Annotated in this window: 27 protein-coding genes; 12 read left to right on the forward strand and 15 right to left on the reverse strand. The window is 67.6% G+C overall.

Annotated elements, in window-relative coordinates:
* Window positions 1-136 precede the first annotated feature (136 nt).
* From KXV01_RS08630 to KXV01_RS08640, 3 genes are read left to right on the forward strand one after another with little or no spacing between them, the layout of a single operon-like run.
* Complete coding sequence (locus KXV01_RS08630) at window positions 137-1,192, forward strand: ATP-binding protein (RefSeq protein WP_049410899.1); 1,056 nt, start codon at window positions 137-139, stop codon at window positions 1,190-1,192.
* Complete coding sequence (locus tag KXV01_RS08635; protein WP_111191368.1) at window positions 1,185-1,826, forward strand: response regulator transcription factor; 642 nt, start codon at window positions 1,185-1,187, stop codon at window positions 1,824-1,826. The genes KXV01_RS08630 and KXV01_RS08635 overlap by 8 nt, the downstream gene beginning before the upstream one ends.
* A complete protein-coding gene (locus KXV01_RS08640) occupies window positions 1,823-2,338 on the forward strand; it encodes a DUF1697 domain-containing protein (RefSeq protein ID WP_263467692.1) in 516 nt (171 codons plus the stop codon). Before KXV01_RS08635 ends, KXV01_RS08640 begins: the two co-directional genes overlap by 4 nt.
* 101 nt (window positions 2,339-2,439) lie before the next feature.
* Here the strand turns inward: KXV01_RS08640 and KXV01_RS08645 are convergent, their stop codons facing one another.
* On the reverse strand, window positions 2,440-3,612 hold the full coding sequence (locus tag KXV01_RS08645; RefSeq protein WP_263467693.1) for a low temperature requirement protein A: 1,173 nt from the start codon (window positions 3,610-3,612) through the stop codon (window positions 2,440-2,442).
* 9 nt (window positions 3,613-3,621) lie between these two features.
* Window positions 3,622-3,888, reverse strand: coding sequence for a hypothetical protein (locus tag KXV01_RS08650; protein ID WP_049410912.1), 267 nt, complete (start codon window positions 3,886-3,888; stop codon window positions 3,622-3,624).
* A 203-nt stretch (window positions 3,889-4,091) separates the two neighbouring features.
* Here KXV01_RS08650 and blaL1 point away from each other — a divergent pair, with 203 nt between their 5' ends.
* Window positions 4,092-4,958 carry a L1 family subclass B3 metallo-beta-lactamase gene (gene blaL1, locus KXV01_RS08655; RefSeq protein ID WP_049410916.1) on the forward strand — a complete coding sequence of 289 codons (867 nt, stop codon included), beginning with the start codon at window positions 4,092-4,094 and terminating at the stop codon, window positions 4,956-4,958.
* A gap of 134 nt (window positions 4,959-5,092) precedes the next feature.
* Here the strand turns inward: blaL1 and KXV01_RS08660 are convergent, their stop codons facing one another.
* A complete protein-coding gene (locus KXV01_RS08660; RefSeq protein ID WP_080354752.1) occupies window positions 5,093-5,629 on the reverse strand; it encodes a DUF411 domain-containing protein in 537 nt (178 codons plus the stop codon).
* 624 nt (window positions 5,630-6,253) lie between these two features.
* On the opposite strand from KXV01_RS08660, the gene KXV01_RS08665 reads away from it, so the two are divergent.
* Entirely contained in the window at window positions 6,254-7,282 is a 1,029-nt protein-coding gene (locus tag KXV01_RS08665) for a DUF4034 domain-containing protein (protein ID WP_263467694.1), read from the forward strand.
* Window positions 7,283-7,300: 18 nt separating this feature from the next.
* Here the strand turns inward: KXV01_RS08665 and KXV01_RS08670 are convergent, their stop codons facing one another.
* Complete coding sequence (locus KXV01_RS08670) at window positions 7,301-9,583, reverse strand: FdhF/YdeP family oxidoreductase (RefSeq protein ID WP_263467695.1); 2,283 nt, start codon at window positions 9,581-9,583, stop codon at window positions 7,301-7,303.
* A 242-nt stretch (window positions 9,584-9,825) separates the two neighbouring features.
* Here KXV01_RS08670 and fdhD point away from each other — a divergent pair, with 242 nt between their 5' ends.
* The gene (gene fdhD, locus KXV01_RS08675) at window positions 9,826-10,674 is read left to right on the forward strand and encodes a formate dehydrogenase accessory sulfurtransferase FdhD (protein ID WP_099496025.1); all 849 of its coding nucleotides are present in this window, start codon (window positions 9,826-9,828) and stop codon (window positions 10,672-10,674) included.
* A gap of 38 nt (window positions 10,675-10,712) precedes the next feature.
* On the opposite strand, the gene KXV01_RS08680 is transcribed toward fdhD, so the two are convergent.
* A complete protein-coding gene (locus KXV01_RS08680; RefSeq protein WP_263467696.1) occupies window positions 10,713-11,249 on the reverse strand; it encodes a peroxidase-related enzyme in 537 nt (178 codons plus the stop codon).
* A gap of 106 nt (window positions 11,250-11,355) precedes the next feature.
* Here KXV01_RS08680 and KXV01_RS08685 point away from each other — a divergent pair, with 106 nt between their 5' ends.
* Complete coding sequence (locus KXV01_RS08685; protein ID WP_263467697.1) at window positions 11,356-12,237, forward strand: AraC family transcriptional regulator; 882 nt, start codon at window positions 11,356-11,358, stop codon at window positions 12,235-12,237.
* A gap of 129 nt (window positions 12,238-12,366) precedes the next feature.
* On the opposite strand, the gene KXV01_RS08690 is transcribed toward KXV01_RS08685, so the two are convergent.
* The 8 genes from KXV01_RS08690 to KXV01_RS08725 all read right to left on the reverse strand — a co-directional run bounded on the left by KXV01_RS08690 (window position 12,367) and on the right by KXV01_RS08725 (window position 18,983).
* Window positions 12,367-12,924 (reverse strand): TetR family transcriptional regulator, encoded by a 558-nt coding sequence (locus tag KXV01_RS08690; protein WP_049411710.1) that lies wholly within the window; start codon window positions 12,922-12,924, stop codon window positions 12,367-12,369.
* 4 nt (window positions 12,925-12,928) lie between these two features.
* On the reverse strand, window positions 12,929-14,461 hold the full coding sequence (locus tag KXV01_RS08695) for an MFS transporter (RefSeq protein WP_263467698.1): 1,533 nt from the start codon (window positions 14,459-14,461) through the stop codon (window positions 12,929-12,931).
* A gap of 149 nt (window positions 14,462-14,610) precedes the next feature.
* Window positions 14,611-15,348, reverse strand: coding sequence for a hypothetical protein (locus KXV01_RS08700; RefSeq protein ID WP_049411715.1), 738 nt, complete (start codon window positions 15,346-15,348; stop codon window positions 14,611-14,613).
* Entirely contained in the window at window positions 15,348-15,968 is a 621-nt protein-coding gene (locus KXV01_RS08705; RefSeq protein ID WP_263467699.1) for a DUF3299 domain-containing protein, read from the reverse strand. The genes KXV01_RS08700 and KXV01_RS08705 overlap by 1 nt, the downstream gene beginning before the upstream one ends.
* On the reverse strand, window positions 15,958-16,509 hold the full coding sequence (locus tag KXV01_RS08710; RefSeq protein WP_099487094.1) for a DUF3299 domain-containing protein: 552 nt from the start codon (window positions 16,507-16,509) through the stop codon (window positions 15,958-15,960). The genes KXV01_RS08705 and KXV01_RS08710 overlap by 11 nt, the downstream gene beginning before the upstream one ends.
* A 2-nt stretch (window positions 16,510-16,511) precedes the next feature.
* The gene (locus tag KXV01_RS08715) at window positions 16,512-17,765 is read right to left on the reverse strand and encodes an ABC transporter permease (protein ID WP_263467700.1); all 1,254 of its coding nucleotides are present in this window, start codon (window positions 17,763-17,765) and stop codon (window positions 16,512-16,514) included.
* The gene (locus KXV01_RS08720; RefSeq protein ID WP_263467701.1) at window positions 17,758-18,453 is read right to left on the reverse strand and encodes an ATP-binding cassette domain-containing protein; all 696 of its coding nucleotides are present in this window, start codon (window positions 18,451-18,453) and stop codon (window positions 17,758-17,760) included. Before KXV01_RS08720 ends, KXV01_RS08715 begins: the two co-directional genes overlap by 8 nt.
* Window positions 18,450-18,983, reverse strand: a complete 534-nt coding sequence (locus tag KXV01_RS08725) for a DUF2796 domain-containing protein (protein WP_100478211.1) — start codon at window positions 18,981-18,983, stop codon at window positions 18,450-18,452. The genes KXV01_RS08720 and KXV01_RS08725 overlap by 4 nt, the downstream gene beginning before the upstream one ends.
* A gap of 32 nt (window positions 18,984-19,015) precedes the next feature.
* Here KXV01_RS08725 and KXV01_RS08730 point away from each other — a divergent pair, with 32 nt between their 5' ends.
* The gene (locus tag KXV01_RS08730; protein WP_100478212.1) at window positions 19,016-19,489 is read left to right on the forward strand and encodes a MerC domain-containing protein; all 474 of its coding nucleotides are present in this window, start codon (window positions 19,016-19,018) and stop codon (window positions 19,487-19,489) included.
* Window positions 19,490-19,825: 336 nt separating this feature from the next.
* Here the strand turns inward: KXV01_RS08730 and KXV01_RS08735 are convergent, their stop codons facing one another.
* On the reverse strand, window positions 19,826-20,728 hold the full coding sequence (locus tag KXV01_RS08735) for a LysR family transcriptional regulator (protein WP_099487083.1): 903 nt from the start codon (window positions 20,726-20,728) through the stop codon (window positions 19,826-19,828).
* Window positions 20,729-20,846: 118 nt separating this feature from the next.
* Here KXV01_RS08735 and dkgB point away from each other — a divergent pair, with 118 nt between their 5' ends.
* The 4 genes from dkgB to KXV01_RS08755 are packed head-to-tail and all read left to right on the forward strand — an operon-like array spanning window position 20,847 to window position 23,875.
* Complete coding sequence (dkgB, locus tag KXV01_RS08740) at window positions 20,847-21,650, forward strand: 2,5-didehydrogluconate reductase DkgB (RefSeq protein WP_263467702.1); 804 nt, start codon at window positions 20,847-20,849, stop codon at window positions 21,648-21,650.
* An 11-nt stretch (window positions 21,651-21,661) separates the two neighbouring features.
* Window positions 21,662-22,597, forward strand: coding sequence for a TIGR03571 family LLM class oxidoreductase (locus KXV01_RS08745; protein WP_263467703.1), 936 nt, complete (start codon window positions 21,662-21,664; stop codon window positions 22,595-22,597).
* A gap of 19 nt (window positions 22,598-22,616) precedes the next feature.
* A complete protein-coding gene (locus KXV01_RS08750; RefSeq protein ID WP_263467704.1) occupies window positions 22,617-23,555 on the forward strand; it encodes a cyclase family protein in 939 nt (312 codons plus the stop codon).
* Window positions 23,552-23,875 (forward strand): adenylate cyclase, encoded by a 324-nt coding sequence (locus KXV01_RS08755; protein ID WP_111096302.1) that lies wholly within the window; start codon window positions 23,552-23,554, stop codon window positions 23,873-23,875. The genes KXV01_RS08750 and KXV01_RS08755 overlap by 4 nt, the downstream gene beginning before the upstream one ends.
* A gap of 19 nt (window positions 23,876-23,894) precedes the next feature.
* Here the strand turns inward: KXV01_RS08755 and KXV01_RS08760 are convergent, their stop codons facing one another.
* Window positions 23,895-24,848, reverse strand: a complete 954-nt coding sequence (locus KXV01_RS08760) for a LysR family transcriptional regulator (protein WP_263467705.1) — start codon at window positions 24,846-24,848, stop codon at window positions 23,895-23,897.
* Window positions 24,849-24,915: the final 67 nt, after the last annotated feature.

Raw genomic sequence — 24,915 nt, forward strand, 5'->3', positions numbered from 1 at the left:
AATGCCGGCCGCTGGCCGGCAACCTCATGAGCTCCGGCAACACCGTGCAGCTGCCGGCCAGCGGCCGGCACTACCGGTCGGCATCTAGCGTTGGCGGCTTTGCTATCCTTTCACCCCACGCCAGGGAGCCGTCCCGATGCCATCGCTGTCGCCCCGCCGCCGACTGGTGCTGCTGGTCCTGATCGTCGTGATGGCGGCGATCTTCCTGATCGACACCGTCACCGATTACGCGGTTGCTGCCGCCTGCTTCTACGCGGCGGTCATTCTTGCGGCGTCGCGCGTGCTGGGCGCGCGCGGACTGATCACCCTGGCCATCGCCTGCATCGCGCTGACCGGGCTGAGCTTCTTCCTGACCCGCTTCGGCACCTATCGCATCGGCCTGGTCAACTCGGTCATCGGCATGCTGGTGATCGGCATCACCACCTATCTCGCGCTGAACATGGAAGCGGCCAAGGCCGCCGTGCAGGAAGCACAGGGCCGCCTGCTGCGGGTAGCGCGCGCCTCCACCGTGGGCGAGCTGACCACCTCCATCGCCCATGAAGTGAACCAGCCGCTGGCGGCCATCGCCAGCAGCGCCGAAGCCTGCCAGCGTTGGCTCGCGCAGGATCCACCAAACGTGGACAAGGCGCGGCAGACCGTGGCCCGCATCCTGGCCGATGCACACCGCGCCGGCGACGTGATCGCCCGCATCCGCGGCCTGACCCAGGGCGCGGCACCGCAGCGGCGCGCCTTCGATCTGAACCAGGCCGTGGAGGAAATGCTGGCGCTGTCGCGCAGCGAGCTGGACCGGCATGGCGTGGCCGTGGCGCTGCTGCTGGACGCCGAGCTGCCACCGGTGCAGGCCGACCGTGTGCAGGTACAGCAGGTGATCGGCAACCTGATCCTCAATGCGGTGGACGCGATGGAGACCGTGCCCACCGCCGACCGACGCCTGTCCCTGCTGACCCGGCGCGACGGCCAACGGGTCAGCCTCAGCGTACGCGATCGTGGCGTCGGCCTGCCCGCCGAGCATCCCGAGCGCGTGTTCGACGCGTTCTGGACCACCAAGTCACACGGGTTGGGGCTGGGCCTCAGCCTGAGCCGCTCGATGATCGAGGCCAACGACGGCCAGATCCGTGCCGAACGCCCGGCAGGCGGCGGTGCCTGCTTCGTGTTCCACCTGCCCGTTGCCACGGACGCCCACCATGCGTAAGCCCACTGCACCCATCGCCGATCCGGCGCCCATTGTCTACGTGGTCGACGACGATGCCTCTGTGCGCGCGGCGCTGGAAGACCTGCTGGCCTCGATGGGCCTGCAGGTGCGGGCCTTCGCCTCCACCCAGGCGTTCCTCGAACACGAGCTGGAAGACGCGCCGGCCTGCCTGGTGCTGGACGTGCGCATGCCCGGCCAGAGCGGGCTCGAATTCCATCGCACCATGGGCAGCCACGGCCTGCAGTTGCCGGTGGTGTTCATCACCGGCCACGGCGACATCGCGATGGGCGTCAACGCGATCAAGGACGGCGCCATCGAATTCCTCACCAAGCCCTTCCGTGACCAGGAACTGCTCGATGCCATCCACAAGGGCATCGAGATCGACCGCCAGCGCCGCCGCGAGGGCGAGGCACTCGGCGCGCTGCAGCTGCGTTGGAACACCCTCAATGCCGGCGAGCGGGAGGTGGTCGATGGCGTGGTGCGTGGCCGCCTCAACAAGCAGATCGCCGCTGACCTCGGCGTCAGCGAGATCACCGTGAAGGTGCGTCGCGCACAGGTGATGCGCAAGATGGGCGCACGCACCCTGGTTGACCTGGTACGCATGTACGACCGCCTGCAGGCGGGGACGCCATGAACGCCTACGTGGCCTCGCTGCGCGCGGTCAACGTCGGCGGCACCGGCAAGCTGCCGATGCGCGAACTGGTGGCGATGTGCAAGGACGCCGGCTTTTCCGACACCCGCACCTACATCGCCAGTGGCAACGCGGTATTCCGCAGCGGGCTTGATGAAGCCGCCGTGCGGGAGGCCCTCGCCCAACGGCTGCAGGCGTACGCCGGCAAGCCGGTAGGCGTGCTGGTGCGCTCGGCCAACGAGATCGCCGGCGTGGTGGCGCGCAATCCATTTCCGCAGGCGGCCGGCAACCGTGTGGTCGCCCTGTTCCTCGACGGCAGCCTGCCCGCCGATCCACTGGACGGCGTAACCGGCCTGCGCGACGAACAGCTTGCACTCGGCACGCGCGAGATCTTCATCCATTACGGAGACGGCATGGCCGATTCGCGCCTGCGGGTGCCCTGTGCCCAGCACGGCACCGCCCGCAATATGAACACAATCGGCAAGCTTGCAGCGATGGCCGCCGCGCTGACCTAGCCTGCCAGCATTTCTTGTGCAGCGGTGCCGAAGTCGAGTGTCAATCGACTGCTCAGCGCTTGCGCTCGATGGCGGCTGGAGCGCTTCGCAGACGCAACGGATCACGCCCGCTGCAGGCGACGCTTCAACCGCGTATCCATCAACGCCACGGCCAGCAGCACCGCACTGGTCAGCCAACCGGCGGCCAGCAGATGGGTGTGCGGCAAGACCGCGCCCAACACGACCAGCGCCATGGCACCGAACAGATGCGAATACGGGGCGCGCCCGTACACAACGCGCTTGTAGAGGGCGCTGCCAAGCAGGTAGATCAACGGCCCGGCGACCAGCACCGTTGCATATACCGGCGTCACCGCCGCTTCCGGGTGATCCATCACCAGGTCGTTGCCCACCGCGGTGGCGATGATGCCGGCGATCAGCAACGCATGCACGTAGTGGAAATTGGCGCCCATCCGCCCGGGGTCCTCGGAATGGGTGATCGCCGCGGTGGCGTCGCGGCTGGAGATGCCGAAATACAGCCACCACATGGCAATCGTGCCGGCGAACGTGGCGAGCACCGCAGAGACCACCGCAGCACTCCACTGCTCGACCTCGCTGAGCACGCCACCGGTAGCCAGCAGCGTCTCGCCGAGTGCGACGATGACGAACAGCTGGCAACGCTCGGCCAGGTGCCCGCCTTCGATGGTCCACTCGCGGGTGTGCGACCGGCCCAGGCCCGGAAACGCGAAACCGAACATCGGCGAGATGTATTCGCAGGCCACCGCCACCGCCCACAACGCCAGGCGCAGATTGCCCTCGGCGGCGGCGCCCGCCAGCCAGAAGCAGGCCGACACGCTCACCCACGCCAGCATACGGCGGAAGTTCGGCGCCAACGGATGGTTGCGGCCGACCTCCAGCAGCACGAACACGGTGCGTCCGACCTGCATCGTGGCGTACGCCCCCGCGAAGACCCAGGCGCGTTCGGCGAAGGCCTCGGGAATGGACGAGGACATCAGCAGCGCCAGCAACATGGTGACGAACAGCAGGCCGCGGATGCGTGGCGCCTCCGGATCGAACCAGTTGCTGACCCAGCAGGCGTACTGCCAGCCCAACCAGACCGCGAACCACAGCACCAGCGTCTGCATCACCCCGACCAGGTCCAGATGATGCAGCAGATGGTGGCTGAGCTGGGTAACCGCAAAGACGTAGACCAGATCAAAGAACAGCTCTTCGTAGGTCACGCGGGCGTGGTGGCCATCGCGCTGGCGCAGGGCAGGCAGTCTCGGTCGTGTGCTCATGGCCGTCCTTCAGCGCGCCAGGCGCCAGTACAGCAGTCCAGCCAGCAAGGCCGGCACCGCGAACACCAGCAGCAGGATCGGTAGTTCCTCCCGGACGGCGTAACCGGCCTTGCTCACGCCCACCCACATGTTGGCCAGCGTCACCAGCAGCCAGGTGGCGATGAACGCGAGCAGGGCCGTGGGCAGCTGTGAGGTGCCCACGCTCCAGAGGCGGCCAAACAGCAGGAACACCCCTAGCAGGAGCACGCCACCCAGCATCACCATGAGCACATGCATGGTCCACCTCCTTGAGCCTGAGAGCAGGCTAGCCCCGGCCGATTGTGCGCTCCAGCCTGTGGAGATGGATTCACAATCCACAGCAAGCGAACAATCCCTGCATCGGCTGCGGCGGAGCTTATGGCAGCCATGAATTATTCGCGAAACGGCGCGCCCAGGGTACGTGCTAGCTTCATCCGACCCTGCCCAGACACCTCTCCGCCATGCGCCTTTGCCTGACGACCCTTGCCCTGACTACGCTTGCCTTGGATGTCACTGCCGCCGAGGCACCGCTGCCACAACTGCGGGCCTATACCGTGGATGCGTCCTGGCTGCAGCCGATGGCGCCGCTGCAGGTTGCCGACCACACCTGGCAGATCGGCACCGAGGACCTGACCGCGCTGCTGGTGCAGACCGCCGAGGGCGCAGTACTGCTGGATGGCGGCATGCCACAGATGGCCGGTCACCTGCTGGACAACATGAAGCTGCGCGGCGTGGCCCCGCAGGACCTGCGATTGATCCTGCTCAGCCATGCGCACGCCGACCACGCCGGCCCGGTCGCCGAGCTCAAGCGTCGCACCGGCGCGCATGTGGCGGCCAATGCAGAAACGGCGATGCTGCTGGCGCGCGGCGGCAGCAACGACCTGCACTTTGGCGACGGCATCACCTATCCGCCGGCCAGCGCCGACCGCATCATCATGGATGGCGAAGTGGTCACGGTGGGCGGCATCGCATTCACCGCGCACTTCATGCCAGGGCACACCCCGGGCAGCACCGCCTGGACCTGGACCGACACCCGCGATGGCAAGCCGGTGCGCATCGCCTACGCCGACAGCCTGAGTGCACCGGGTTACCAGCTGAAGGGCAATCCCCGTTATCCGCGCCTGATCGAGGACTACAAGCGCAGCTTCGCAACGGTGCGGGCGCTGCCCTGCGATCTGCTGCTCACCCCGCATCCGGGCGCCAGCAACTGGAACTATGCCGCCGGCAGCAAGGCCAGCGCCAAGGCACTGACCTGCAACGCCTACGCGGATGCGGCCGAGAAGAAGTTCGACGTGCAATTGGCCAAGGAAACGGCCACGGCACGCTGATCCTGCAGATCCTGCAGATCCTGTAGAGCCGAGCCCGTGCTCGGCTTGCTGGCCGAACACAGCCGAGCGTAGGCTCGGCTCTACACAGGACGCGTCGGAGAGTGCCGGTCAGGATGACCGGCACCCGCCGTCCATCAGCCGCCCTGGCCGTGCTGGACAAACGGCTCGGTGCTGCCGTCGGTGCGCACCAGCTCGACGGTGTACGGCTGCACGTAGCCGTCCGGCATTTCCATGCCCGGCGAACCGGCCGGCATGCCGGGCAGCACCAGCCCGCGCGCGGCCGGGCGTTCGGCCAGCAGGCGCTTGATGTCCTCCGCCGGGATGTGACCCTCAACCACGTAACCGCCGATCTCGGCGGTATGGCAGGAGGCCTTGCCGACCGGCACGCCCAGGCGGACCTTGATCGGGTTCATGTCATCGGTGTCGCGCACATCGACCTCGAAGCCGGCGGCCTTCAGGTGGTCGACCCAGATGCCGCAGCAACCGCAGCTGGCGGTCTTGTGCACGATGGCGACCGGCAAGGCCGGATCGACCCTGGCCGGGCTGGCCTGGGCCGGTGCCGGTGCTTCGCTGGCGACCGGTGCCGCGGAGGATTCTTCGGCGGCACGAGCGCAGGCGGTCGTGGCCAACACGGTGCCCAGCAGCAGACCGAGGGAGAGAGTACGGTTCATTGAGTGATTCCTTTGCAGATGCGGGCAACGCGGCCCGCCGCCCGCGCATCGAAGGCGCGGGCAGAGTCGAGAAGAAGTCGAGCAGCTACGGCAGGCGCGTGAGGCCTGCAGGAAATCACGCGATGGGGGGCCGCAACGGGTCGAGTCTCGGCGGCGGTGCGCGTTGCTGGGTATTGGCCGGAACAGGCGCCTCGCGCCACGGCGAGGCCGGTGTTCCGTTCAATGTCGCCAGCATGCCAAGACAGGCCGGCGGGCATTCGCACTCACCACTCTGGCAGGCCGCCGGGGCCGCATCATCGCAACAGCCGGCCGCAGCCATCGCGGCCGAGTGCGGTGCAGCGCAATGCTCCTGGCTGGACGGGCCGCTGTACGAAGACGCAGCGAGCGCCGGCGCCGGTGCATTCAGCACCACGGCGACAAGCAACATCCAACGCAGCAGCAGGCCAGGCAGGTTCACACGCCGATGATAGCCGATGCGGGCACCCTCAGTGGGCTGGCAACGACCCTGACAGCTTGACAACCACGCGGCCGACTTGCGCGACGCCCCTTGCTATGGCGAGATGGCAATCGTGCCACCCTGCCTTGCCACGCCCCTGCCCCTGTCCCCGACACGGAGTTCCCCTCATGAATGGATTCATGCGAACACTGCTTGTGGTGCTGCTGTTGTCGTGCGCGACCATCACCGGCGCCGAAGAACCAAGCGAAGATGAAGCAAGCGAACGCGCTGAAGTCTCCCGGCAGGCACAGCAACTGCTGGAGAAGCAGGATTTCGCCAGACTGGAGCAACTCGCCAGTCGTTACCGGGATACGGATCGCTACTTCAGCAGTGGTGTCTGGAAGCTTTCGGCGTACTACGTAGGCATCGGCTATGTCTTCAGCATGAGGAACCGTGACCCGGCCTACTGGCAGGGTCGCGAGAAGCTCGTGCAGGCGTGGATCTCGCGCTACCCCAGGTCGCCGTCGGCGCGCCTGGCCATGGCTGAGATGCTCAGCCGCCAAGGCTGGAGCATCCGCGGCCCCGGCTATGCAAATACGGTGAAGGCAGAGGACTGGGCGCCGTTCAACGCGCTGCAGCAGCAGGCCGTTGACTACCTGCTGAAATACAAGGACATCGCCAGCACGGACCCGTATTGGTACGAGTCGATGGAACACCGGGCGATCGAACAGAGTTGGGATGCAGCCCGCTTCTTCGCATTGCATGACGAAGGCATCGCGCGCTATCCGGGTTACTTCCCGCTCTACTTTGCTGCCGTGCGCTATTTCGCTCCGAAGTGGGGCGGCGATCCGGCCGGCCTGGAAGCCTATGCACGCAGGGTCATGGCCGCGGCCCCACCGCAGGACCAATACATGCTGTACGCCCGTATCTACTGGGTTGCCTCGCAGCGGGAGTACGAGGACCGTTTGTTCACCGAGTCGAAAGTGAACTGGCCGACCATGAAACGCGGCTTCGAAGACGTGCTGTCACGTTATCCCTCGCCATGGAACCTGCAATCATTCGCATACTTCGCCTGCCAGGCCAATGATCCCCTCAAAGCCCGTGAACTGCTGGCGCAGATCCAGGAACCGATCGTTGGCGCTTGGCGGGATACGGCCAACTATTTCCGTTGCTCCTTTGCTCTGGATCAACCCAATCCACATGCCGGAAGCCCATAGGATTGGACTCATCCACTGCTAGGCGACCGCCGCCATCGCCCGCATCCGCACCGGGATCGACTTGGCCGCCGGCGTGCCGCTGATGCGGTCGTAGTAGTCCAGCGGCAGCAAGGGGTTCAGTTCGGGGTAGTAGCCGGCCAGGGCGCCGCGCGGCATCGGGTAGTCCAGCACCGTCAGGCCCTCGACGCGCCGCTGCACGCCATCGCCGCTGATCGTCTCCAGGATGACCCGCGCTTCCTTCTCCAGCCCGCGCGCCAGCCGGTCCTCGATGTTCATGAACAGCACCATGCGATCGTTGTACACGCCGCGATAGCGGTCGTTGTAGCTGTAGATGGTGGTGTTGTACTGGTCATGCGAGCGCACGGTGGCCAGCCGCAGCATGTCCGGATCGTGTACGGGATCGTCAACGTCCAGGCCGGGCATCACCAGGATGTTGGCCTTGCCGTTGGGCGTGGGCCACACCCGGCGGCGCGGCGGGATGTCCAAATGGAAGCCGTGCGGCTGCTGGATGCGCTCGTTGAATCCGGTGTAGATCTCCGGGTACACGGCAGCGATCAGCTCGCGGATGGAGGCATAGTCGTGCATGCAGCGAATCCAGTCGACCTTGCTGTGCGGCAGCGTGGCCAGCGCCATCCGGCAGACGATCTCGACCTCGGGCAACACATCGGCGCTGACCGGTTCGAGCACGCCGCGCGAGGCGGTCACATTGGACATCGCGTCTTCGATGGTGACGAACTGCTCGCCGGCCGGCGTGACGATGCGCTCCGAGCGCGCCACCACCGGCAGGATCAGCGCATCGCGGCCGTGAACCAGATGCCCACGGTTGAGCTTGGTGGCGATGCCCACGGTCAGGTCCAGCCCACGCATTGCCTCGTACGCGCGCGGCGTATCGGGCACCGCATGGATGAAGTTGCCACCCAGGCCGATGAACACCTTGGCACTGCCCGCCAGCATCGCCTCGATGGATTCGACCACATGGTGGCCATGCTCGCGCGGCGGGTCGAAACCGAACACCTGCTGCACGCGGTCGAGATAGGCCGGCTTGGGCTTCTCGTCGATGCCGACGGTGCGGTCGCCCTGCACGTTGGAGTGGCCGCGGATCGGTCCGATGCCGGCGCCGGGCTTGCCGAAGTTGCCACGCAGCAACAGCAGGTTGGCGACCTGCTGCAGCAGGCGCGAGCCATACTGGTGCTGGGTCAGCCCCATCCCGTAGCAGATCACGGTGGCCTTGGAACGGATGTAGATCTCCGCACAGCGGCGGATCTGCGCCAGCGAAATGCCGGACACCTGCACGATCTGGTCCCAGTCCTGCGCCATCACGTCTTCGCGCAGCGCCTCCAGGCCCACCGTGTGTTCCGACAGGAAATCATGGTCGAGCACGCGCTCGCCCTGTGCTTCACGCTCGAACATCACCTTCATCATGCCCTTGATCAGGGCCAGGTCGCCGCCGATGCGGATATGCACGAACTCGCTGGTGATCTCGGTCGAACCGAGCGTAGCCATCTGCACCACGTCCTGCGGCTCGGCAAAGCGGATCAGCGCGCGCTCGGGCATGGGATTGACCGCCACGATCGGGATGCCGCGTTTGCGTGCTTCGGCCAGGTTGCTCATCATCCGCGGTGAATTGGTGCCGGTGTTCTGGCCGATCACGAAGATCGCCTCGGCGTGCTCGAAATCCTGCAGCACGATGGTGCCCTTGCCCACCCCGATGGCCGGCGGCAGGCCACGGCTGGTCGGCTCGTGGCACATGTTCGAGCAGTCCGGGAAATTATTGGTGCCGAACTCGCGCACGAAGATCGAATACAGGAACGCGGCTTCGTTGGGCGTGCGCCCGGAGGTGTAGAACTCGGCCTGGTGCGGGCTGTCCAGCGCCTGCAGGTGGTGGCCGATCAGTGCGAAGGCATCGTCCCAGCTGCACGGCACATAGTGGTCGGTGGCTGCGTCGTAGCGCATCGGCTCGGTCAGCCGGCCCTGCATCTCCAGCCAGTAGTCGGTCTGCGCCATCAGTTCGGTCACGGTGTGCCGGGCGAACAACTCGCGGCCGGTCCGGAACTCCGTAGCTTCCCAGGCCAGTGCCTTCGCGCCGTTCTCGCAGAACTCCAGCTTCCTGCGTTCGTCGGCATCGGGGAACGCACAGCTGGGGCACTTGAAGCCACCGGGCTGGTTCATCGCCAGCAGCGCCTTCGACCCCTTGCCGATCACACTCTGCTGCAGCAGCACCCTGGCGGTGGCACCGGCAGCACCCCAGCCTCCGGCAGGCTGGTTGTAGGGCTTGTAACGCGGCGGTTTCTGCTCGGACATGTTCGGGAACCTTACGGAAGGAACGCGGCAACAATGGGCACATCGCAGTCCGGCGGCGCTTCAATCGCACGGCCAGCCGCACAGTCAAGCACGGCCTGCGCGGCTTCGCCAGAGGGTACAGGCTGTTTTAGCGCAGCCTGCCATGACAACGGTTACACCTGCGTCAGCGCATGGCCACTGCGCTATTCTCGATGCCGTGGGTGGTCCACCACCTGCGTATCTCCCTAGCCCGGACGCGCTGCATGCCTGATTCGACCCCACCGCACACCCCGCCTGCCGGCACGGCCCAGCGTCCGTTGCAGCGCTGGCGCAGCGAGGGGCGACAGCCGCTGGTCGACGTGGTCGCTGAGGAAGTGCCGGTCGCACTGCGTTACAACGACGCCGCCTTCGCGGTGATGATGGCCACGCCCTGCGACCTGGAGGACTTTGCGCTCGGGTTCTCGCTCAGTGAGGGACTGATTGCTGCGCCCTCGCAGCTGCTGTCGATCGACATCCGCCCGCAACTGGAAGGCATCGAACTGCAGATGACCGTGGCCGAGGAGGCACCCGGTGCCGAGTTGGACCCGGCCAATGGCCGCCTGTTGCCCGGCCGTGGTGGCTGTGGCCTGTGCGGCACCCGCCAGCTGGAAGAAGTGCTGCGTCCACTGCCGCAGATCCGCGAGCGACGCAGCTACTCGCCCGCCGCTCTGCAGCGCGCGCTGGCCGCGCTGACGCAGCACCAGCCGATGAATGCGGCAAGCGGCTCCACCCATGCCGCCGCCTGGGCCGACGCCAGTGGGCGCATCGGTTGGGTACGCGAGGATGTGGGTCGCCACAATGCGCTGGACAAGCTGATCGGCGCCCTGCATCACAACGAACACGCCATTGAAGGCGGCCTGCTGGTGATTTCCAGCCGGGCCAGCTACGAAATGGTCAGCAAGGCGGTGCGCGCCGGTGCCAGCGTGCTGGCCGCGGTGTCGGCACCGACCGCGCTGGCGATCGACCTGGCCCGCAGCGCCGGCCTGTGCCTGGTCGGGTTCGCGCGGGAGAGCGGGTTCAATGTGTATACCCATGCTGACCGGCTGCAGGCGGACGACGGTCACGCCTGCTGAAGATGGCCGGGAGCACAGCGCCCCCGGCCCGGTAGACCTCAGCGCAGCGCGACCTTCGGGAAGTCCACCGGCACGTCGAACGCGACGTTGACGTAGTTGGTGAACAGGTTGAGCGCCACATGCGCGAGGATCTCGACGATCTGCTCATCGTCGAAGCCGGCCGCACGCAGCGCCTGAACATCGCCGTCGGCAATCTGCGCACGCTGCTCGACCACCTTCAGCGCGAATCCCAGTGCAGCGGCGGTCGCCGGGTCGCTGGACTGTCCGGTCTGCGCGGCGGCCATCTGCTCACTGCTGACGCCGGCCTTGCGGCCCAGTGCGGTGTGCGCGGCCAGGCAGTACGCGCAGGCATTGCGGTTGGCGACGGCCACGGCGATCTGCTCGCCCAGCAGCGGCGACAGGCGGCCGCCGCCCAGCGCGCCGAACGAACCCCACATGCTGTGCAGGGCGGCCGGCGAGTTGGCCACGGCGCGGAACATGGCCGGGGTGGCACCGAAGGCGGCGTGGACCTGGCCCAGCAGGGCCTGGCGGTCGGCGGTGGTGGTGGCGGCATCGATCAGGGGGACACGGGACATGGTGGATCTCCTTGGGAACGCGCCCGGAATTGGACGACCCGCTCATCCTAGGTAGACTCGCTGGACGCATCCTGCGCTATTCGCCACTCCTGTTGTCCATTCGTCCATGACTGCGCCCACTGACGTCGCCACGCCCGATCGCCTCTCCTCCCTGCTGGAACGCTTCCGGGTGCAGGCGGCGCTGTTCCACAGTGGCCCGCTGTGCGGGCAGCATGTCTTCGAGCCGCAGCCCGGTCGTGCGTTCCTGCATATCCTGCGCCAGGGTGAAATGGAGGTCCGTCATCCCGACAGCGATATCGCGCTGCCCCGGTTGAAGATCGACACACCCAGCCTGCTGCTGTACCCGCAGCCGCTGCACCATGTGTTCTTCAATGCGCCGCTGGATGGCCCGGATTTCACCTGCGCCACGCTGGATTTCGATGGTGGTGCACGCAATCCGATCGTGCAGTCGCTGCCGCCGGTGATGGTGGTACCGCTGGCGGCGATCGGCGAACTGGAGGACACCCTGCACCTGCTGTTCGCCGAGGCCGATCGCCAGCGCTGCGGTTCCCGGCTGCTGACCAACCGTCTGTTCGAGGTGGCGCTGATCCAGATACTGCGCTGGGTGGTGGACCACCCGGATGCGGCCGGCGTCAGTCATGGGCTGATGCGTGGGTTGTCCGATGCGCGTCTGGCCCGCGCGCTGGTGGCGATGCACCAGGCACCGCAGGATGAATGGACGCTGCCGCGCATGGCCGCGACTGCCGGCATGTCGCGCAGCGCGTTCGCGGCCGTGTTCAAGGAGGTGATGCAGGCGACGCCGGCCGCTTATCTGCTGGACTGGCGGCTGAGCCTGGCCTGCGCGCAACTGCGGGGCGGCGTGGCGGTCAAGCAGGTGGCGGTCGAGGTGGGGTTTGCCGATACCGCGTCGTTGTCGAAGGCGTTCCGCAAGCGGCTGGGGGCGTCGCCCAGGGCGTGGTTGGCCGCGAGCGCAGCACGGGCTGGGTAAATGGATGAGGGGTAGAGTCGACCGCTGGTCGACTATCGCGCGACGCGCGGGATTTTCGTTGTCTGACCGGAGGGCAGCCGACCAGCGGTCGGCTCTACCACGGGCGATGTCGGCGCGCCGGCTGGCCGCTCAACTGGACGTACCATCCGACTTCGCCAGCAGCCCGGCGATGCGCTCGGCAACGCGGGCGCGCACGCCTTCATCGAGCTGCCCTTCGTACATTGCCTCGTAGATCCACAGGCCATCGGCGGCCAGCCGCGCCACGAAATTGTCGAGCGTCGTCGGATCCACATTCCCGGGCTCCGGCGCGGACGGTGCCCAGCGCTGAACCGCCGGGCCCCACGGACGCTCGCCGGCCTCCGGGTCGGCCGATTCGAGCATGAACATCAGTTCGGCACGGGTGGCGCTCTGGGCCGACACGCGCACGAAGGTCTGGTAACGCTCCAGCGCAGTGGCCTGGTCGGCGGTCTTGCCCAGCAACGCTTCCATCGACGCCTCCCAGGCCTGCACCAGGTGCTCGTCGATCCCGCGCAGCAGCGCCTCGCGCGACGGGAAGTGGTACAGCAGGCCGCCGCGGGTCAGCTTGGCCTCGGCCGCCACCGACTCGAAGGTCACCGCGCGCACGCCATCACGATTGATCACGTTGACGGCGGCGTCGAGGATGCGGTCGCGCTTGCTGGTTCTCATCGCGTCATTTTACGCGATCGGCCGCGCCCTCGCGGCTGCCGACGCGCCCACGCAGCAGGCGCGCGATGATCGTCGCGCCCAGCGCCAGTACCGCCGTGATCACCAGCAGCACGATCTGGTAGCCACGGTCATATGCCGCCGCAGCCAGTGCGAACCAATCACCCTGCCCGCTCTCGCGCGCGGCATGCAGCGCCTGGGTGAAACCTTCGCGGGCAAGCGCGGGCATATCGGCCGAGACCGGCAGGAACGCGCTGTACATCGCGGCACTCAGGCTGCCCAGCATCGCCACCGCCAGCAGGCCACCGAACTCGTAGGACACCTCTTCCACCGATGACGCCATGCCCGCACGGTGCGCCGGCACGTTGTTGAGGATGGCGGTGGACGCCACAGAGATGGCCGAGCCCATGCCGAAGCCGGTGATCGCCATGCCCGCGACCACCCAGCCCAGGCCGTGCCGGAAGCCGAACGCCACCACGCCGACACCCAGCGCTCCTGCGGCCAGGCCGCCGCAGATCAGCGGGCGCAGGCCCACCCGGTGCAGGATGCTGCCGCCCAGCAGCGCACTGGGCAGGCTGCCCAGCGCCGCCACTGACACCAGCAGGCCCGCCTGCAGCGGCGTAAAGCCCGCCACCAGCTGGAAGCGCTGGGTGGTGACCAGCTGCAGGCCGGCCATCGCAAACAGGGTGAACACTGCCGACAGCGTGCCGGCCAGGAACGCCGGGTTGCGGAAGATCGCGAGGTCCAGCAGCGGGTACGGCAGCTGATGCTGGCGGCGTGCGAACGCTGCGCCGCTGATGACGGCCAACATCAGCGCGCCTGCGCCCAGCGCATACGACGGCGGCGTAGCGATCAGCGACTTGATCGCCAGCACCAGGCCGGACAGCGCAGCCAATGCCAGCAGCGACGAAACCAGGTCCCACGGCCGCGAGGTATCGCGCTGGCCTTCCGGCGCCAGCAGCAGCGTGGCCACCAGCGCCATCACCACCACCGGCACGTTGATCAGGAATACCGAGCCCCACCAGAAGTGCTGCAGCAGCCAGCCGCCGATGATCGGACCGAGCGCCGCACAGACGATGGCCACCGCCCCCCAGATGGCGATGGCGATGTTGCGTTCGCGCGCTTCGTGGAAGCTCAGGCCGATAAGCGCCAGCGTGGCTGGCATCATCGCGGCCGCGCCGACCGCCAGCAACGCACGTGCGGCAATCAGCTGCGCTGCAGAGTCGGCGAACGCCGCTGCCAGCGAGGCGACGCCGAACACCACCAGGCCGATCAGGAACATGCGACGGTGACCGATGCGGTCGCCCAGCGTGCCCGCGCCCAGCAGCAGGCCGGCCATCACCAGTGGATAGGCATTGATGATCCACAGCGCCTGGCCGGCACTGGCCGAGAGTTCCTCGGTCAGGGTGGGCAGTGCGGTGTAGAGCACGGAGTTGTCGAGCGTAACCAGCAACAGGCCAGCGGCGACGGTGAACAACAGTGCCCAGCGACGGGCAGGCGACAGGGCCGGGGCACCGGCCAAGGGCTGGGACAAAGCCATGGGAGAACCTGATGGGGTGGATTACAGCCATACCTATACCGGATGTCCTGTATAGTTATGACAACAACGCCACTGGTTCAGATTGGGGGCCGGCCAATGTTCATGTTGCCGCGCCCTTCATGCCGGCCCATGGCCGGTGTCACAGATCATCACCGGCAGTCTTCCGGTAACGCGGCAATCGCCGATACCACCGATGCCTGCATGCCCTGCCCGACGGCCGTGTCCAGCTCCCCACCCGTGCTCCCATGCTGGCGGCGTAGCTCGTCCTCGCACAGGCCGCGCACCCGCGCACGGGCATTCGCGCGCAGGCTGCTGCACCGCCAGTCGGTGCCGCCCAGCGGCAGCACCGAATACACCACGCTGTTGCAGGCATTGCCGGCGCGCTGCTGCAGCGACCGTGCGCCGAAATCCCGGGGTTCGCTGCTGCGCTGCGGGTCGAAATAGCTGTCCGGGAACGTGCGCGCGTACTGTTCGATGTCCACCGCCATGCTGCGCCCACCGGCCAGCGGCATCTGCAGCGGCTGGCCGCACGGCGTCGCATCGGCACGATGCTGGATGTACTGGTAAATCGGCCGGTCCAGCGATGGATCCTGCTGGGTCACCGCACTGACCGCCGCCAGCACCGGCAGCGACGCACGATTGGCCATGCGTGCCAGCAGCCCGGCCTGCGCCGGCTGGCAGCGGTCGCGCACTGTGGCCGCGAGCAGGAACAGCACGTCGTTGCGGAACGCGTGGTCATCAGCCAGGCGCTGTTCGATGCGCTGGCGGGCATCGGAAGAAGGCGCCGGAAATGCGACCGACGGCGGCGCGGTGGGGGCGCGCTGCCACCACACCAGCAGCACGAGTGCGCCCAGCAGCATCCCAGCAATGATCCAGCGCCGGCGCATCAATTGTGGATCGCCGTCAGCGTGGCCGCGGCAGCATCGTAGGAGGCGCTGGCGATGTCCGCGTCGAAGCGCTTCACCTGCAGGCGGCCGACAAGCCGGTAGGGATCCCACAGATCGCCCAGCGTGATCGGCGTCGCCAGGGTCACGTGGATGATCTGGTTCGGCGGCGGTGGCGGCACGTGGATGCAGGCACCGTAGAACGGTACGAACAGCAGTTCATCCACCAAGCCGGCATCGTTGGTGCCGAGCGGTACCACGTAGCCATCCAGGTCCACCGCGCGGCCATCGGCAGCATCGACCACCTGCGAAGAACCGAACTGTCTTGCGCGGTCCGGGCTGGAATGATCGATCTGCTGTCCCGGTGGCGTGCCGGAGCCGGTGTCGTCGATCAGCCCGCCCACCCCGTCCATGCCATTGCGTGACAGGCCGATCTGCGGGGGTGGGCGTTGATAGGTCACTTCGTCGGGCCGCAACGCGTCCCAGCGGTCAATGGGGGCTTCGGCCGTGGCGGAGGGCGCCGGCTTGTCCTGCGGCACGACCGCCACGGCATCGCCGCCCGGCGACGTACAGCCCGCCAGCCACAGGCATCCCAGCGTGAGCAAAAGGAAGCTACGGTTCATACGGCCTCAGCTCCGCATCGCGCATGGTGTAGGCCGAGCCGGCCAGATCATCATCCAGCCGTTCCGCACGCAGGGTGCCGGCCAGGAAGAACGGCGAGTACATGTCCGGCATCTCGATCGGGCGTGGCAGCACCACGTGCACGATCTGGTTCGGCGGCGGTGGTGGCACGTGGATGCAGGCGCCGTAGTACGGCACGAACAGGAATTCGGTCAGCCGCCCGTCCTGCGCATTGGCCAGCGGTACCACGTAGCCTGGCAGGCGCACCGGCCGCTGCAGGACCGTGTCCACCGTGCGGAAGGTGCCGAACTGCGGCATGCGCCGGTTGCCGTTGTGCTCGACCTCCGGGCCCTCCCCCCGCTCCAGTGCGGCCAGCTCATCCTTCGGCATCATCTGCAACCAGTCCAGCTCCTGCTCCGCCGCGCCCGCTGGGCCATCGCGGTCGACAACCGGCGAGGGTGGCAAGGCCTGTACGCCGGGATCCACCGGCCGCTCACAGGCGGCCAGCGCCAGCACCATCGGCACTACCCGCATCCATCGCATGCTCAGCCTCCCGCTGAAAGGCCATCGGCCAAGGTGCGCCGGTAAGCAAGCAACGCCGGCACCAGCCCCGCTACCGCGCTGATCAGCAGCACACCCGCAACCCATGCCAATTCCCGGCCATCCGGCCAGGCATGGGTGATCGACAGTCCGAAGGTGGCCAGTACCCAGCCGCGCCCGGCAATGCTGGCGACCACCAGCAGCGACAGGGCCAGCACGCACGCCACCGCACTGGTCGCCACCGCTTCCACTACCAGCAGGCTGGCGATGTAACCCGGCCATGCCCCGGCGGCACGCAGGATCGCCATCTCGCGCCGCCGCTCCTGCAGGGTCGAGACCAGCAGCGCCACCAGCGAGACCATGCCCAGTGCCACTACCATCGCGCTGATCAGCCGCAGCGCCCGCTCGGCGGTGCCCAGCGACTGCCATAGCTGCTGCAGCGTGACGCCGGGCAGGATCGCCAGCATCGCCTCGTCCGGATACTCGTTGATCCTGCGCTGTACCGAGAACGTGGCAATGCGCGAATTCAAGCCCAGCATGAAGGCGGTGATGCTGGTCGGGGTCAGGTCCAGATGACGCGCCTGCTCGGCGCTCACACTCTGGCTGCGCAGCTGCACGCCCGAGCGCCAGTCGACATGGATCGCCTCGATGGCCGCCAGCGAGACCAGCAGCGACGAATCCACCGGCGTGCCGGTGCGCTGCAGGATGCCGGCAACACGGAACGGCTTGTCGGCATGCGTGGCCAGCGTGACCGCGCCGGTACCGTGCGCCAGCACGATCTCATCGCCGAGGACGACCTTCTGTGCCTGCGCCACCTCGGCACCGATCACCACGTCATACAGGTCATCGAACGGCCGTCCATTCGCGAACGCAAGCGCATGCCCGGCGCCATAGCGGTAATGCTCGAAATAGCCATCGCTGGTACCGACCACGCGGTAGCCGCGCCAGGAATCGCCCAGCGAAAGCGGCACCGCCCACGTCACCTGCGGCAACGCGGACAGCGCCTGGTAGGACTGCCAGGACACGTTGTTGGTCGGGTCACCGATATGGAACACCGAGTACAGCAGCAGGTTCACCGGCCCCGAACGCGCACCGACGATCAGGTCGGTACCGGACACGGTGCTGGCGAAGCCTTCGTGTGCCTGCGTGCGCACGCGCTCGACACCCAGCAGCAGCACCACGCTGAGGGTGATGACCAGCACGGTCAGACCCACGCTCAACGCACGGCTGCGCAGGCTGGCCCAGGCAAGCTCAAGCATGTCCGGCACCTGCCTGATTGATCTGAGACAGGGCAATCGTGCAGTCGAACAACGGCTGCAGGCTGTCGTCATGGCTGACCACCAGCACGGTGGTGCCGGACGCCTGGCACTGCGCCGACATCAGCTGCAGGAACGCAGTGGCGGCGTCGCGGTCGAGCGCCGAGGTCGGCTCATCGGCCAGCAGCAACGCCGGGCGGCCGATCAGGGCGCGCGCCGCCGCCACGCGTTGCTGCTGACCGACACTGAGCGTACCCGCGCGCCGCGGCATCAGCGCCGGGTCAAGCTGCAGGGCCTGCAGCAGGCGGGCGATCTCGGCATCCAGCGGGCCGCTGATGCGCGCGCTGCGCACGCGGGAGAAGCGCAGGCCCAGCGCGATGTTGTCGCGCACGCTGAGAAACGGCAGCAGGTTGAACTGCTGGAAGATCACACCCAGGTGATCGGCGCGGAAGCGGTCGCGCGCGGCGCCGCGCATCGCCTGCAGCGCGTGGCCGGCGACCTCGACGCTGCCCTTGCCGGGCAGCAACACGCCCGCCAACAGGCCCAGCAGCGTGCTCTTTCCGCCACCGCTGATTCCGCGCAGCAGCACACTGCTGCCCTGCTCGATCCACAGCCGCGGCACGTCCAGCACCAGGCGCCGGCCATAGCCGAACTGCACGCCATCCAGCGCGATCACCGGTGGCCTGCTCACGGTGCCAGCACCACGCGCAGGTTGTCCGTGGTCAGCACGCTGCGGTTCTGGCCACGTGCGGTGGCGCTGTTGACGATCACTTCGTGCAGGCCCGGGAACAGTGCGGGCAGGCGCACGACCATGGCCCGCAGCTCGGCCGGCCTGGCGCAGTGGTACTGCAGCGTTGCGCTGAACCCCGCGTGCCGGTGCTTGCCTGACGGCGGCGCGGCAGCCGGCGCATCGAAGCCCTCGGCCTTGGCATCGTTGCCGGAAAGACGGCAGCCCGCCGCGGTTGGCAGGGTGACCCAGCTGCCGCTCTGCAGCAGCGCAGTCGCACGCGCCAGCGCGGCCTGCTCGGCTGCGTTGGCCGGCGGCCGCTCGAAATCGAGGATGCCGATGCCGGGGGCCTGCAGGACGAATTCCAGCGTCTGCTGGTCAAGCGCAACATCGACGGTGGCCTGGCCGTGCACATGCGCACCCAACTGGCGGACGTCATGGGCCTGCGCGGTGCTGGCCGCCAGCAGCAGGAAAAGAGCAGCAGAACGCTTCATGGGGGAGATTCCTATTGTTACTATGTAACATTATGGACCACATCCCCACGACGCCCGCAAGGGCCCTGGCCCAGCCGCCACGTTCGGCACGCTGGCACCCCCGGTTCGATCTTGCCGGGGCCTGGTTGTCGCTGGCCTGCGCCGCCCACTGCATCGCCCTGCCCCTGCTGCTGGCCTTCGTGCCGGCCGCGATGATGGCGCTGCGCTCGTTCCAGCATCCCGGCCATGGCGCAATGACATTGCTGCTGATGATGTCGCGCTGGGAGTGGCTGTTCGCGTTGCTGGCCTCGTCGCTTGCCTTGGTGAGTACCTCGGCCGGGGCGCATCGGCATCGGTACTGGCGCCCCCTGCGGTTGGCGTGCGTCGGCGCCATCCTGCTGCTGTCGTCCTCGCTGTACCTGCCGTTGAAGGAATCGCTGCTCTGGCACGGCGTGGCGACGGCCAGCGGTGGCGTGCTGCTGGCATGCGCGCACATCGCGAATCGGCGTGCGCTGCACAAGCGATAACGCCGGCCAGCGGCCGGCGCTACCCCTCCATGCATGGGCCACGCAACAGGTGATACGCAGCTTGGTAGTGCCGGCCGCTGGCCGGCAGTTGCGAGGTCCCGGAAGCCGGCCAGCGGCCGGCTCTACCCATCCGTACATGGGCCACGCAACAGATGATGCGCAGTTGGTAGTGCCGGCCGCTGGCCGGCAGCTGCGGGGAACCGGCAGCCGGCCAGCGGCCGGCTCTACCCCTCCATGCATGGGCCACGCAACAGGTGATACGCAGCTGGTAGTGCCGGCCGCTGGCCGGCAGTTGCGAGGTCCCGGAAGCCGGCCAGCGGCCGGCTCTACCCCGCCTTATTCGTCAAACGGACGCTGGCCGAGCGTCTGCGTCACGTGGTCGACGAAACAGGTGATGCGCGCGGCCAGCGCGGTGTTGCGGTAGTACACCGCGTTGATCGGCTGCCGCACCTCCTGCGTCTGCCTGGCGAACAACTGCACCAGGCGGCCGTCACGCCGATCCTGGCGGGTCAGGAAGTCGGACAGGCAGGCGATGCCCAGCCCGGCCACCGCCATCTGGCGCAGTGTCTCGCCACTGGACGAAGCAATCGCCGGCTCAATCACGAAAGGACCGCCATCGGCATCCTGCAGCGGCCATTCGTTCAACGAACTGGGCTGGGTGAAGCCCAGCAGGTCGTGCTCGCGCAGCTGCTCCACCCGCGTGGGCGTGCCGTGCCGTCGCAGGTACTCGGGGCTGGCCACCACGCGGATGCGGCTGTGGCCGATCGGCCGCGCATGCAGGCTCGAATCGCGCAGCACGCCGATGCGGAACGCCACGTCGGTACGCTTCTCGATCAGGTCGGTGATGCCCTCGTTGGAATTCAGCTCCAGCTCCACCTGCGGGTAGCGCTCGCGGAAGCCCTCCAGCAGCGGCACGATCACGTGCAGCATGAACGGCGTGGCGGCGTCCACGCGCAGGCGCCCGACCGGCTGCAGCCGCCGCGCGGCCATCTGTTCCTCGGCCTCGTCGACCGTGGCCAGGATCGTGCGCGCGTACTCCAGGAACGCCGCGCCTTCCTCGGTCAGCTCCAGCCGCCGCGTGGTCCGCCGCAGCAGCGTGGTCTGCAGCTTGTCCTCCAACCGCGCCAAGGTGCGGCTGGTGGCCGAGATGGTCAGCTCCAGCGCCTCGGCCGCCGCCGTGATCGAACCACCATCGACCACCGCCACGAAGGCCTTCAGCTCATCCAGGGTGGTTTTCATTATTTACCTCGCTGCAAAAGCATTTCCCGTATACACGGCTTAATCAACAAATGTAAAGCGCCCACACTTCGCCCTGTCCCGAGCCCGCCGGCTCTCTACGAAGTCCCTGGAGTCCATCATGAGCGTTCCTTCCTTTGGCGTCGGCACCTTCCGCCTGACCGGCCAGACCGTCATCGACTCGGTGCGCAACGCCCTCGACGTCGGCTACCGTGCGGTTGACACGGCGCAGATCTACGGCAACGAAGCCGAGGTCGGCCAGGCCATCGCCGAATCCGGCGTCCCGCGCGACGAGCTGTTCCTGACCACCAAGATCTGGGTCGACAACTACGCCGCCGACAAGTTGATCCCGAGCCTGCGCGACAGCCTGGCCAAGCTGCGCACCGAGTACGTCGACCTGCTGCTGATCCACTGGCCGGCGCCGGGCAATGGCGTTGAAGTGCGCGAGTACATGACCGCACTGGCCGAAGCCAAGACGCTGGGCCTGACCCGCCAGATCGGCGTGTCCAACTTCAACATCGAACTGACCCGGCAGGCCATCGAGGTGGTCGGCGCCGGCGAGATCGCCACCAACCAGATCGAACTGAGCCCCTACCTGCAGAACCCGGCGCTGACCGCCTTCCTGCAGGAACAAGGCATCACTGTCACCTCCTACATGACCCTGGCCTACGGCAAGGTGCTGAAGGATCCGGTGCTGGCCACCATCGCCGGCAAGCACCAGGCTACCGTGGCCCAGGTCGCGCTGGCGTGGGCACTGCAACTGGGTTACTCGGTCATCCCGTCCTCGACCAAGCGCGAGAACCTGGCCAGCAACCTGCTCGCCCAGGACCTGCACCTGGATGCCGATGACATGGCCGCGATCGCCGCGCTTGACCGCAACGGCCGCGAAGTCGATCCGCCGGGCCTGGCCCCGGCCTGGGACTGAGGCGCCTCGCCATGTGCAGTGCGTTGGCGCGGCTGCAGGCCGGGGGTTTCAGCATCGGCATCGAAGCACCGCTGGACAATGACTGGACGCCGCTGGGCGAACAGGCGCGACGCCTGCCCGGCGAACCGGACCTGCAGCGCCATGCGGAGCTGGCACGGCTGGCCGACCGCCTCGGCTTCCGCGCGCTGTGGGTACGCGACGTGCCGGTGTACGACCCGGCCTTCGGCGATGCGGCGCAGGTGTTCGAGGTGTTCAGTTACCTCGGCTATCTCGCCGGCATCACCGAGCACATCCTGCTGGGTACCGGTGCGGTGGTGCTGCCGATCCGCGAGCCGTTGCTGACCCTGAAGTCGGCGCGCAGCGTGCAGCGGCTCAGCGGCGACCGCCTGCTGCTGGGCGTGGCCAGTGGCGATCGCCCGGTGGAGTACCCACTGTTCGGCCGCGACTTCGACAGCCGTGGCAGCCGCTTCCGCGAGCAGATCGCACTGCTGCGCGAAGGCGCCGCCGCCCACCTGCCGCAGGGCTTGGACGTGCTGCCCGCGGATGGCCCGGCCCTGCCGCTGTTCGTGGCCGGCCTGGCCCAGCAGCAACCGGCGTGGATCGGCCAGCACATGGACGGCTGCCTGGCCTACCCGGGCACGCCACAAGACCATGCGCAACGCGTGGCGGCCTGGCGCGCCGTGGCCGGCAACAAGCCCTATGCCAGCTTCATCCACCTGGACCTGGTGGCCGATGCCAATGCCCCCCTGCAGCGCTGGCGCTTCGGCCTGCGCGGCGGCCGCAACGCCCTGCTGTGCGAACTGAATGCCCTGCAGGCCGCCGGCGTTGACCACATCAGCCTACAGTTCCGCCGCAACGAACGGCCGTTGGCCGAGACCTTCCACGAAATCGCCGAGTACGTGCTGCCGCACTTCCCGGCCCATGCCGGCGCCGCCGCGGCGGCCTGACCGTTACCGGAGCTTTGCCATGAAGATGAAGACCCTGGCCGCGCTTGCACTGGCTACCCTACCGCTGTCTCTCCAGGCTACCGCCGAGGACTGGTATCCCTCTGCCTATGGCGCGAACGATGAGATCGGCGCGGCCAACCTGCTGACCGCGGATGTGGTCAAGCGCGCGGTCTCGCTGGTCAGGACCGGCAAGACCTATCCGCTGGCGGTGCCGGTGGACAAGAACCTGCCCGCGTTCCGCCACCGCAGCTTCCGCCTGTACAACGTGCAGGTCGGCCAGCAGGCCGGCAGGTCGCTGGGCCCCAACAGGTTCACCTTCAACGATGAACTGGTGAACGCGTGGACCGGCGTCGGCACCCAGCTCAATGGCATCGGCCATATCGGCATCGACAACGTCTACTACAACGGCAACAAGGCCGCCGACTTCGTCACCGTCGACGGCGTGCGCAAGCTCGGCGTCGAGAAGGTGCCGCCGATGGTCACCCGCGGTGTGGTGCTGGACATGACCGCGCACTACGGCAAGGCGATCGTGCCCGGCGGCACCGAGTTCACCGTGGCCGACATCCAGGCCGTGCTGAAGAAGCAGGGCCTGAGCCTGCGCAAGGGCGACTTGGTGCTGTTCAACACCGGCTGGCTGGAACTGATCGGCAAGGACAACACGCAATTCCTGGAAGTGGAACCGGGTATCGGCATGGAGGCGGCGAAGTGGCTGGCCGACCAGGGCATCGTCGCCTTCGGTGGCGACACCTGGGCCTCGGAGGTCTACCCGAACCCGAACGGTGCCGAGGAATTTCCGGTCAACCAGTACATGCTGGCCAAGCGCGGCATCTACAACCTGGAGCTGATCGACAGCCGTGCCCTGGTCCGAGACAAGGCCTGGGAATTCCTGTTCGTGCTCGGCCAACCGCTGTATGTCGGCTCGACCCAGGTCAACATCAACCCGGTGGCGATCCGATGAACACTGCCCCCGCCTTGCCGCTGTTCGCCGGCCGCCGCTTCCGCGTCCGCTATGACCGCCTGGCCGCTGACAACATCTACAGCGCCGATGGCCGCCACGTGCAGTACGCCATCGTCTCCGGCGCCTATGCCGGTGTGCAGGGCGAAGCCGCCTGCGAGTGGCAGCAGATCAGCGAAGGGGTCTATGCCATTTCGTGGCTGGAAGCCGATGGCGCATCGGTGGTGCATGTCGATGACTTCGTCGGCGGGCGTTCGCTGGCCTGGTTCACCGCCACCGATGGCAGTTTCCATCGCATGCAGGGGTCGTTGGCAGCGCTGTGATGCCGGCCAGCGGCCGGCACTACCCCCTGCAGTCGGACAGCTTCGCGTGCTGCGTCGATAGTGCCGGCCGCTGGCCGGCACCCTCGGACGAGTCGAACACCCCGGCCACCCAGTCAATGAACACCCGCAACCGTGGCGACGGCGTGCGGTTGCGCGGGTAGACCAGGCTCAATGGGCTTGGCGTCGGCGGCGTCTCAGGCAACAGCTCGACCAGCTGCCCGCGCGCGATATACGGGTCCATCCGGTAGCGAGGTGCCTGGATGATGCCCAGGCCTGCCAGCGCGGCCCCGAGGAACGCATCCGCGCCGGACACACGCACCCGCGCCGGCAGCGGCAGGTACCGCACCTGCCCATCCTGCTGGAACTCCAGCGGAATCAGCTGGCCGCTGGCGCTGGAGCGGTAGCCGACCATCTGGTGGCCGTCCTGCAGGGCATCGATGCTGCCCGGGGCGCCCCTGGCCTGCACATAGCTTGGCGAGGCCACCGTCACCTCGCGCAGCATCGTCAACCGGCGCGCCGCCAGATCGCTGTCGGCCAGCGTCCCCACCCGCAACGCTGCATCCACGCCTTCGCGCAGCAGGTCGACATAGCGGTCGCCTTCGCTGACGTCCAGTTCGATCTCCGGGTAGCGCTGCAGGAAGTCCGGCAGCTGCGGAAACAGCAGGTGCCGGCCCAGCGTGCCGTGCACTTCAATGCGCAACGGGCCGCGCGGCGGCGCGTCACGGAACGCGGCCTCGGCATTGTCCATGTCGGCGATCAGGCGCAGGCACCGCCCGTAGAAGGCTTCGCCTTCCAGCGTCGGCACCACCTGCCGCGTGGTCCGGTGCAGCAGGCGCACGCCCAGCCGCAGTTCCAGCGCCTTGATCGCGTCGGTCACCGTGGCGCGCGGCAGCCCGAGGTCCTCGGAGGCCCGGGTGAAGCTGCGGCGCTCGACGATACGGACGAAGGCGCGCATGGCCGTGAAGCGGTCCATTGTTCGGCTATCCGGATGATGTTGGCGGATTATGCAGGATTATCCGAACGTGCGATGGCGCGAAGAT

The sequence above is a fragment of the Stenotrophomonas sp. Ps181 genome (genome assembly GCF_025697425.1).
GTDB lineage: Bacteria > Pseudomonadota > Gammaproteobacteria > Xanthomonadales > Xanthomonadaceae > Stenotrophomonas > Stenotrophomonas sepilia.